Below are 9,464 nucleotides of genomic sequence, written 5' to 3' on the forward strand. Positions count from 1 at the left end.
TTCCAAATCCGGCTTCATATGTCCGCTGCCTGGAAGACCGTGTTCCCCGTCTTCGGATAACTTCTTTATCCATGAGTAAATCGCTGACCTGCTACAGCCCAACTCATTGACTGCCTCTGTGACCGTCATCTTTCCGGAATTAATCTGTTCTACATAAGCTACCTTCGTATCTCTGTCAAAATATTTTCCCATGTCGACACCTCCTGATGGCTTCTCTTTATTATTGTCCATCTTCGCGGTGTCCGCTAGTAGGTTACCACATCAATTGTTACTGTCACATGAAAGGTTATTGCTAATATTCTTTCGATTAAAGCGATGGATAATTGACTTATCGGACCATGGCAAGTGCGGGCAGCAGAATCATACATACTTCTGAAATTCCATGTCCTAGCCCAAATATAATTGGTTGACTTATCTCACACTTGTCTGGCTTCAAAAAAAAGAGCTTAAACAGATACCGGAAAGTTTCTTCGAATATTCCGGCGGTTAAAGCAATCAATACTCCTATCAGTACTGGATTCATTATGTATGCAAGTGTAAAACCAGTCGTTTGTTGTAACTTCTGTAAAAGTGGTAAACGCAACAAAGGTTGGGAAATAAGAAAACAAAGAAAACCAAGAACAAAATATAGGATTTTCTTTCGCAACGCATCACCTCCAGCAGTTAATTTCCACCTTGTGTTTCAACATAGGAAATACCATTTTCTTCACACCATTCAACAGCCAATTTTTTCAATGCTTCATACCGGAACTTGTACCAGGAATCTTCAATGCTGTATCTATGTATTGCATCTTTAAACCTTCGGAAGGCACCACGCCCTTTAATAGCAGAATATAGTGCATTGCTGATTCTGTCATTCCTCACAGAACCACAAAAAGCCTCCATGATGCTGTACTCATGTATATCCCACTTGTCCGGGAGCTCAATATATTTGTCACTACCCCATAACATCCAAGGCCTGCTATGATCAATCTCAGCTACTGGAACCCTGAGCGCATCCTCCTTGTTCCTTTCTGCGGCTCTGGAACGATACCCATCGAGGTTGCATTGATTGGGCTTAATGCTGCTCCTGGCCTACACAGGGAGTTTGCTGCAGAGAGTTGGCCTCATCTTCCTCAGCGATTTTGGAGCGAAGCCCGCCAGGAAGCTGCGGATCTGATCTGTCGGGATATTAATCTCAACATCAGAGGTACAGATATCGATCCTAAGGTGATGAGCATTGCTCGTTATCATGCCAAATTGGCGGGTGTAAATGATTATGTCTCATTCCAGCAGATGCCTGTGACTGATCTGCGTACCAAGAGAAAATACGGCTGTCTGATCTGCAACCCACCCTATGGTGAGCGGCTGGAGGATGTCAAAGAGGTGGAGCAGCTTTACCGTCAGATGGGACTAATTTTTAAGCCCCTTGATACCTGGTCTTTGTATGTGCTCACTTCTCATCGGGGCTTTGAAAAGCTGTTTGGGCGGCGGGCTGATCGAAGGCGTAAGCTCTACAACGGCAGGATCGAGTGCCAGTACTACCAGTTTTACGGACCTCGTCCACCCAGGAGGAGACCATAAACTAAGGGATTTACAGTGCCCACGTAACCATCTCAACCCCCTATCTTTCACATATTGCAATCTCATCTATCTCATGAACCACATTATTTATCCACCGCTTTGATACCAACCTAAACATGATGGCAGTAAACTTTGCTACTTCTTCAGCCATAACCAATGCCACAACCCCTTCCACAGGGAGGTGAAGCACAAACGCTCCAAAAAAGGCCAGTGGTACACCGATACACCACATAGTAAAGGCCTCAGCTATCAAAGAAAAACGCACATCCCCTCCTCCCCTCAAAACCCCGATAATATGTACAATATTGAAAACACGGATGACCATCACCAGGGAAGTGATGTACTGGATGCGCAGGGCGCTGTGATAGACATTTGCTGAAACATTGAAAAGAGATAAAATGGAAGGTGAAGTAGCTGCCATCAATCCTCCTATGAGCAGACCACCGAGCCAGGCAAGAGCGGAAAAGCGCCATGCATAGTTTGCTCCATCCTCCTCATTACCCTCTCCGATTTTATGCCCTACCATAACTGCGGATGCGCTGGCCATGCCATATATTGCTACTGTAAAAAGGTTTTGAATGGTATTGGTGATCTGGACAGCTGCAAAAGCCTGTGTACTGATTCTTCCGTAGGCCACCGAATACACTACAAAACCCAATGCCCAACATCCATCGTTTAATATAACCGGTAGGACAGTTGTAAATATCTTTTGCAGATATGCTGTGGAGGTTCCTCTAAGATCACTTAAACGAACCCTGAGAACTTCACTCCTGAAATAGATAAACACTATAAGAACCAGCATTTCTATGATCCGAGAAGCAGTAGTGGCTATGGCCGCGCCCTCTACCCCCAGTTGTGGTGCGCCAAAATGGCCGAAAATCAGCACATAATTAAGGAAAGTGTTACAGCCCAGTGCCAGGGCACTGACCACCATGGGTAGCAGGGTATTCCCGATGCTGCGGGAAGCCATGGCAAATCCAAAGCTGACAGCAGTAAACACATAACTTAAGCTCACTACTTTAAGATAAACGGCACCCTCCCGGATAACCTGTGGGTCTTTATTAAAGATTTGGACGATACCTTCCGGGTAAAACAAAGCAATAACAGTAAAGAGCAGCGATACCAACACTGCTGCCAGCAGTGCAACCCCCAGGACCTTGCGGATGCCTTCCTTTTCTCCCTGGCCCCAGAACTGAGCAATAAATACCGAACAGCCGCTGTGAATGCCGCTGACAAGAAGGATAAATAACAGAAAAAACTGGTTGGCAAGGCCCACAGCCGCTATCTCGGTTTCACCCAAGCGCCCGATCATAACAGTATCAACCATATTCAGAGAAGAGGCGATAAAGTTCTGTATGATTATGGGTAGGGCGATAACCAATAGCTGAGAGTAGAATTCTTTTCCGCCAAACAGGTATTTTCGTGCAAGAGTTTTTATTTTGTGCACCCTTAATCCCTCATTAGATCAAAAAAATATAAAACCACCCCGAAGTTTTTCAAAGTGGTATCTTCAAACACAATTGGTATTATAAATTATCTATCCGGTGTAAGCAAACCCCTTTTTGATCAAACCCGCGGTACCTTTGGGAGTGCGATTTATATACAGTCCGATGTGGACATTGCTGCCTGGGGAATCGACTCCGAAGATACCTTCCGTGCTATAGGCGCGGTTATGGCCTTGGGTAAAGATATAGAGTTCAAATTAGTTATATAGAACAGACTTTTATCTCTTCCCTACTGCAGCCTAGATCTATCCCAATAGCCCATGATTAAGGAACAGAACGGTCAGCAATACATAAAGAAGTATAAAAACAACCAAGCTGATAACCGTAATGATTTTCACCCAACCCCTGGCAAAATTAAAGCCGGTGCCAACCCCAAAGCGGTTCTCAATAATGGATGAGGGGTCCGCGGGATTATAGTAGAAGAGTCCCATCTTCCAAAATTGGTCATCATCTAACACCACATCGCCCTCTATGCCTACAGGGGCATTCTGTACGGCCTCATAACTCGCAAACTCCAAAGCCTCCGGTGATAAATTCAGCTTTCGTCCTCCCTGTCCGGAGCGGAAATAGACAATCAGCACAGGCAGCATGGCGATAAATACTCCTGCTGTAAAACCCCAGTTGTTGTTATAAACTCCCAGGCTGCTGGGACTTATTAAATCAAGCACAATCAATTGTAATGGTATGATCAGAATGGTGGCTATAATGTTCATTAAACCCAAAGAGATCAGCAGATGTTGTTTATAAACGCGCTGCTGTGCATAGCATGTAATTACTTATAGTATAAACCCGCCAATTTCATATCTTTTGTAAAGCTTATAGTATAGGTGAAAGACTTGTTTTCATACTTTGCTTTGGCAACAACAACCGCCAACTCTTCGTTATTTTCTTTGTTAGTCATACCGGCGACACCCATATTTTCTACATTTTTGAAAGCTCCACCTTCGCCAATTGCTTCATATACTTTATTCAATAGATCATCTGTAAGGCCCTCTTTCATTTGCACAGTAGACATTTCTCTTAGCCCTTCAGAATCTTTCTCGTTAACCAACGTAATTACATTCTCAGCAGCTGACTTGACTTCTGCTTCGTCAAAGTCACTGGATAGCTTCTGCCCGCAGCCGGCTAATACTCCAAAGCAAATAATCAATGACAGAACTAAAATACAGATAGACTTGATTTTGGACTTGCTCATTGGATTGCCTCCTTGAGATAATATTTTCGTGAATGGAAAGCATAGATAACCATGATGATGTCTACCGCTAAAAATGCGCCATAGAACGCAAAAACCGAAGTAGTGACAGATGAGATAATAGGAATCAATGCATCTACCATTCCATGAAGTAAAATGGCTAATAACAAAAACAATACCTTCTTATTTCTTTGAAATCCATTCCACACTGCGATTGTTACTGTAACATGAAAGGTTACTGCTAATATTCTTTCTATTAAAGCGATAGATAGTTGACTTATGGAGAGCATAGCAACTACGGGCAACAGAAATACACATACTTCTGAAATTCCATGTCCTAACCCAAATAGAATTGGTTGACTTATCGCACACTTGTCTGGCTTCAAAAAAAAGAGCTTAAATAAGAAGCGGAAAGTCTCTTCGAAAACTCCGGCGGATAACGCAATTAATACCTGTATGAGTAATGGATTCATCATAAATGCAAGTGCAAAGCCAGTTGTTTGCTGCAACTTATGTAAAAGCGGTAAACGCAACAAAGGTTGGGAAATAAGAAAACAAAGAAAACCGAGAACAAAATATAGGATTTTCTTTCGCAACGCACCACCTCCACCGGTGATATTTACCTAATTAACCTATTTTGATAGGACTCTAAAAAACATGGCTGGATCTGCCAAAGGAACCGTCCCCTCGGCTGGTATGTTATTATTTTCGCCAATGATTACCAATATCCTCTTTTTTGCCATAAACACGCGATAATTTATTTGCTTCAAAACAGTGGGCAAATACCGTCTCTTATTTGCATTCTCCCCGAACTATCTGCCATAATAGTTATGGATGTGATAATGGATGAAAAAAATTGAACTAATAGCTACTGCAACTTTTGGACTGGAAGCTGTGGTTGCGCGGGAAGTACAGGATCTCGGGTATGAAACAGAAGTAGAAAACGCCAGGGTGATCTTTCAGGGAGATGAGAGGGCTGTTTGCCGGTCGAATCTCTGGTTGCGCTCTGCTGACCGGGTACTGATCAGGGTTGGGGAGTTTAAAGCACTTACTTTTGATGAGCTGTTTGAAAAAACAAAGGCTTTGCCCTGGGCGGATTGGCTTCCGGAAAACGCCAGCTTCCCTGTTGAGGGGAAGTCTGTCAAATCAAAGCTGTTCAGCATATCTGATTGTCAGGCTATAGTCAAAAAAGCGATTGTGGAAAGCATGAAAAAGAAGTACCACAGGAAGTGGTTCGATGAAACTGGCCCGCTCTACACCATTGAGGTATCATTGCTCCAAGATGTGGCTACACTGACCATCGATACCAGCGGTGCCGGCCTTCACAAGCGTGGTTACCGCAAGTTGAGTACCTCTGCCCCTCTCAAAGAGACATTGGCTGCTGCGATGATCAATCTCAGCTACTGGAACTCTGAGCGTATCCTCTTTGACCCTTTCTGCGGCTCTGGCACAATACCCATTGAGGCTGCATTGATCGGGCTTAATGCTGCTCCTGGTCTTCACAGGGAGTTTGCTGCAGAGAGTTGGCTTTATCTTCCTCAGCGATTTTGGAGCGAAGCCCGCCAGGAAGCTGAGGATCTGATCCGCCGGGATCTTAAACTCAACATCAGGGGTACAGATATTGACCCTAAAGTGATGAGCATTGCCCGTTATCATGCCAAATTGGCGGGTGTCAACGATTATGTCTCATTCCAGCAGATGCCTGTGGCTGATCTGCGTACCAAGAAAAAATACGGTTGTCTGATCTGCAACCCACCGTATGGTGAGCGGCTGGAGGATGTCAAAGAGGTGGAACAGCTTTACCGTCAGATGGGAGTAACTTTTAAGCCCCTTGATACCTGGTCTTTATATGTGCTCACTTCTTACCGGAACTTTGAAAGGCTGTTTGGGCGGCGGGCTGATCGGAGGCGTAAGCTCTATAACGGCAGGATCGAGTGCCAGTACTACCAGTTTTACGGACCTCGTCCACCCAGGAGGGGATCATAAATATCATAAATTTAAGTAATTGACATCAATTTAATATTAGATATAATAACCGTTATTGCATGCTTAATTTTAGAAAGAGGTCCATCGAATCAATGTTGAAAAATTTCAAGCTAAAAGTTGACATTCGTAAAATATTAAATAGCATATGGCAGTTTGTAAAAACAATACTGCCCATTACCATCGGCTCAGTTATCGTAGCAGTGGCGTACAATGTGCTGGTCGTGCCTTATGGTTTATTATCCGGGGGGCTTACCGGAATTGCACTGATCGGGAATTACCTGCTCAACATCCCACTTCCTATAGGTATTCTAATCTTAAATATCCCTGTGTTTATCTTGGGTTTGAGGGAACTAAATCTTAAGTTTATATTGTACAGCTTGATCGGCACACTGACCATGGCGGCCGCTTTGCCGCTCACTGAGCCCTATATCCCTGTTCCTGAGCTCGACCTGTTCCTGGCTGCTGTTTTCTCCGGGGTTGTCAGTGGAATAGGCGGTGGTATTATTTTGCGGGCCGGTGCATCGGCCGGTGGTGCTGATATTATTGCTATGATCGTTAAGAAAAAATGGAACATCTCGATTGGTGCGTGTTTCTTCTACTTTAATGTTGTTGTAATCTTGATGTCATTGGTTCTCTTTGAACTTAAAATTGCTCTTTATACCATTGTCAGCATGTGGGTGTTGGGGGCTGTTACAGATAAGGTACTTCAGGGCTTGAGCAGCTATAAGTCGGTGACGATCATATCTGATGAAAACAACAAGATCGCTGAGCAGATCATGGAGAGGCTCGGTAGAGGCATTACCTTCCTCGAAGGGCAAGGTGGCTATACCGGGGAATCCAAGATGGTGATCAGCTGTGTGGTGAACAACTTTGAGATTCCCAAGGTGAAGGAGATAGTATTTCAGCTAGACCCCAGTGCGTTTATGTTTGTTTCCGAAACAGCTGAGGTTTCCGGTAAGGGATTTACAATGCCCACGTAGGATTTGCAAGCTCATCTATCTCATTTGCTATAAGAACCTAAACATGATGGCAGTAAACTTTGCCACTTCTTCAGCCATAACCAAGGCCACAACCCTTTCCACAGGGAGATGAAGCTGGTATTATAAATCATCTCTCAAGTGTAAGCAACTAACTGTCGATCAAAAGTTCTTTTTGCCTGCGAGCCATCCTCTTTATTTGGTACTCTCTTTTTGCAGCTTCACTTTTGCTGGGAAGCTCTTCTGTATAGACAAGTTCCAGCGGTCTGCGGCCGCGGGTGTATTTGGCTCCCCTACCCTCTCTATGTGCTGTTAACCTGGCCTCTAGATCATTTGTCCAGCCTGTATAGAGGGTACCGTCCTTGCATTTAAGAATATAAACATAGTAGTGCATCCTATTGCCACCCGCCACCTCTATGATTGTTCTGTCTGCTTGTTCTCATCCAGACACCCTTCTTCCAATATGGTTAACAGGTCATCCTTGTCTTCATACTTTACGAGGATAAATAAAATATCCCTTCCTTTTATAGTTGTGTCTCCACGTGGTGTAATGATCTCGTTTTTTCTTACAATGGCGTTAATAAGGCTATCCTTGGGCAGTGGTATCTCGTGCAGTTGTTTATCGATCAGGCATGAATCTTTTTTAACATCGTATTCCAACAACTCACACTGTGATTCTTCCAATGTGAGTAGTTCTAGAGAATACGGAGAATACGGTTTTTTCTTAACTAATAGCCCTAGTTTTTCTGCCAATAGATCTATTGTTGACCCCTGGATCAGCGCTGATATGATGACAACAAAAAAGACAATATTGAAATAGAAGTTCCCATTATCGATACCTGCCACATATGGGTATGTTGCCAGCACAATGGGAACTGATCCCTTGATACCTCCCCAGCATAAAAAGAGTCTTTCTTTGAAGGAATATTTCCAGAATACAGTAGATGCAAATACAGCTATTGGCCTGGCGACAAAAATAATGAGCAGTGCTATAATGACACCCTGTTTCCAGAATGTAAGGATTTCGGAAGGAAAGACCAACAGCCCCAGCATCAGAAATAGCATCACATTACAAAAGGCAGCAATTCCCTCTAAAAAGCGAGTAATCCCTTGTTTAAAAACAAATTCAGAGTTGCCCATCCAAAAACCCGCCATAAAAACTGCCAAAAAGCCGTTGCCCTTGATCACGTCTGCTAATCCGTAACCTAAAAAGCACATACTAAGGATTAATACATAGTAGAAACCGCCGGTATTCAGTTTTGCTTTATTGAATAAATACGGACCAACCTTTCCGATCAGGTAGCCGATCCCGATGCCAGCCACGATTTGCCAACCTAAATTTACAAAGAAGAGCAGTGGAGTCGCTACCTTTCCTAGAATCAGGTCGATCATGGCTACTGTTAAAATAATTGCTGCCGGGTCATTTGATGCGGATTCTATCTCTAAAGTTGCCGCTGTCCTGGGTTGGATGTTTTTATTGCGAAAAAGTGCAAAAACTGCTGCGGCATCTGTAGAAGCTATTATCGAACCGAGAAGCAGGGTTGACAGTATGTCAAGCCCCAGGATCAGGTGAGAGGTAACACCCAGGGTAACAGCAGTGATTACAATGCCAACTGTGGCCATACTAAAAGCCGGCCGAAAGGCAACCTCCAGCAATTTCTTCTTTGTGCTGAAACCGCCTTCAAAAAGGATGAAGATCAACAGAATAAAAGAGATCTGCTGTGCCAGGACGGGATCATTAAATTGTACTAAATTCAAGCCGTCGCTGCCAAAAATCATACCCAAGAGGAGAAAGACAATCATTCCTGGTACGCCCAGTCGTGCAGCAAGTTTTGTCGAAAAGGTTGCTAGAATCATAAGTATGGCTAAATATAAGAACTTCGAATAAGAAAACCCCTTTGGAAGTGAAATGAGCATAGACAATATCTATTTTATCATTTCTTTTGAAATGCCTCTAGTGAATAGAGGTCGGATGCCACGGCTAATTCATGATACTATTTACTTCCATATCATCTTGAGTTCGGTTTTTTAAAAATGGAGTTTAGGTTAAATCAATTGCGGTTTTACCGCATTGTCGGCCCGTGAGGTTCCGCTTCGCTCCTTTCGTCGATTCTGAAAGCATAGGAAAACCAGCCATACCATTGCGGTGATGGACAGTCAGTCCCTAATGCCTCTTTGGATACTCACGGGAATCTTTTAAATTATAGTTGTCCTTGTAAGTTCAGACGCTTAACGATCTTT

General features: G+C 43.6%; 12 protein-coding genes. 3 read left to right on the forward strand and 9 right to left on the reverse strand.

All coding sequences use genetic code 11. The features are described from left to right. From SSCH_RS14085 to SSCH_RS14095, 3 genes are all read right to left on the reverse strand, one after another. On the reverse strand, positions 1–192 hold a 192-nt coding region (locus tag SSCH_RS14085), incomplete at its 3' end, for a helix-turn-helix domain-containing protein (protein ID WP_044666033.1). A 136-nt stretch (positions 193–328) separates the two neighbouring features. After that, on the reverse strand, positions 329–646 hold the full coding sequence (locus SSCH_RS14090) for a YhfC family glutamic-type intramembrane protease (RefSeq protein WP_052835682.1): 318 nt from the start codon (positions 644–646) through the stop codon (positions 329–331). Between the two features lie 17 nt (positions 647–663). Continuing rightward, the gene (locus SSCH_RS14095; protein ID WP_052835683.1) at positions 664–951 is read right to left on the reverse strand and encodes a UPF0158 family protein; all 288 of its coding nucleotides are present in this window, start codon (positions 949–951) and stop codon (positions 664–666) included. A 12-nt stretch (positions 952–963) separates the two neighbouring features. On the opposite strand from SSCH_RS14095, the gene SSCH_RS14100 reads away from it, so the two are divergent. Then, entirely contained in the window at positions 964–1,563 is a 600-nt protein-coding gene (locus tag SSCH_RS14100; protein WP_052835684.1) for a THUMP domain-containing class I SAM-dependent RNA methyltransferase, read from the forward strand. Between the two features lie 40 nt (positions 1,564–1,603). On the opposite strand, the gene SSCH_RS14105 is transcribed toward SSCH_RS14100, so the two are convergent. From SSCH_RS14105 to SSCH_RS14125, 4 genes are all read right to left on the reverse strand, one after another. Further along, positions 1,604–3,010, reverse strand: a complete 1,407-nt coding sequence (locus SSCH_RS14105) for an MATE family efflux transporter (RefSeq protein ID WP_198142504.1) — start codon at positions 3,008–3,010, stop codon at positions 1,604–1,606. Positions 3,011–3,313: 303 nt separating this feature from the next. Continuing rightward, a complete protein-coding gene (locus SSCH_RS14115) occupies positions 3,314–3,781 on the reverse strand; it encodes a DUF5808 domain-containing protein (RefSeq protein WP_156972321.1) in 468 nt (155 codons plus the stop codon). Between the two features lie 59 nt (positions 3,782–3,840). Then, the gene (locus SSCH_RS14120; RefSeq protein ID WP_044666036.1) at positions 3,841–4,263 is read right to left on the reverse strand and encodes a DUF3887 domain-containing protein; all 423 of its coding nucleotides are present in this window, start codon (positions 4,261–4,263) and stop codon (positions 3,841–3,843) included. Next, complete coding sequence (locus SSCH_RS14125) at positions 4,260–4,856, reverse strand: YhfC family glutamic-type intramembrane protease (RefSeq protein ID WP_052835685.1); 597 nt, start codon at positions 4,854–4,856, stop codon at positions 4,260–4,262. The genes SSCH_RS14120 and SSCH_RS14125 overlap by 4 nt, the downstream gene beginning before the upstream one ends. Positions 4,857–5,106: 250 nt before the next feature. Between SSCH_RS14125 and SSCH_RS14130 the strand changes: the two genes are divergently transcribed. Further along, positions 5,107–6,246, forward strand: coding sequence for a THUMP domain-containing class I SAM-dependent RNA methyltransferase (locus SSCH_RS14130; RefSeq protein WP_044666038.1), 1,140 nt, complete (start codon positions 5,107–5,109; stop codon positions 6,244–6,246). Between the two features lie 92 nt (positions 6,247–6,338). Continuing rightward, positions 6,339–7,226, forward strand: coding sequence for a YitT family protein (locus SSCH_RS14135; RefSeq protein WP_044666039.1), 888 nt, complete (start codon positions 6,339–6,341; stop codon positions 7,224–7,226). Positions 7,227–7,374: 148 nt separating this feature from the next. Here the strand turns inward: SSCH_RS14135 and SSCH_RS14140 are convergent, their stop codons facing one another. Both SSCH_RS14140 and SSCH_RS14145 read right to left on the reverse strand, forming a co-directional pair. After that, positions 7,375–7,617, reverse strand: coding sequence for a GIY-YIG nuclease family protein (locus tag SSCH_RS14140; protein WP_044666040.1), 243 nt, complete (start codon positions 7,615–7,617; stop codon positions 7,375–7,377). A gap of 20 nt (positions 7,618–7,637) precedes the next feature. Then, a complete protein-coding gene (locus SSCH_RS14145; RefSeq protein WP_044666041.1) occupies positions 7,638–9,140 on the reverse strand; it encodes a potassium/proton antiporter in 1,503 nt (500 codons plus the stop codon). Between the last annotated feature and the right edge of the window lie 324 nt (positions 9,141–9,464).

This window comes from Syntrophaceticus schinkii, assembly GCF_000946815.1.
GTDB lineage: Bacteria > Bacillota > DSM-12270 > Thermacetogeniales > Thermacetogeniaceae > Syntrophaceticus > Syntrophaceticus schinkii.

What these genes read in the sequence shown, in the direction of transcription:
- SSCH_RS14095 (WP_052835683.1), bottom strand. Translation starts at nt 951, where the DNA reads ATGTTATGGGGTAGTGACAAATATATTGAGCTCCCGGACAAGTGGGAT.
- SSCH_RS14100 (WP_052835684.1), top strand. Translation starts at nt 964, where the DNA reads ATGATCAATCTCAGCTACTGGAACCCTGAGCGCATCCTCCTTGTTCCT.
- SSCH_RS14115 (WP_156972321.1), bottom strand. Translation starts at nt 3,781, where the DNA reads ATGAACATTATAGCCACCATTCTGATCATACCATTACAATTGATTGTG.
- SSCH_RS14120 (WP_044666036.1), bottom strand. Translation starts at nt 4,263, where the DNA reads ATGAGCAAGTCCAAAATCAAGTCTATCTGTATTTTAGTTCTGTCATTG.
- SSCH_RS14130 (WP_044666038.1), top strand. Translation starts at nt 5,107, where the DNA reads ATGAAAAAAATTGAACTAATAGCTACTGCAACTTTTGGACTGGAAGCT.
- SSCH_RS14135 (WP_044666039.1), top strand. Translation starts at nt 6,339, where the DNA reads ATGTTGAAAAATTTCAAGCTAAAAGTTGACATTCGTAAAATATTAAAT.
- SSCH_RS14140 (WP_044666040.1), bottom strand. Translation starts at nt 7,617, where the DNA reads ATGCACTACTATGTTTATATTCTTAAATGCAAGGACGGTACCCTCTAT.
- SSCH_RS14145 (WP_044666041.1), bottom strand. Translation starts at nt 9,140, where the DNA reads ATGCTCATTTCACTTCCAAAGGGGTTTTCTTATTCGAAGTTCTTATAT.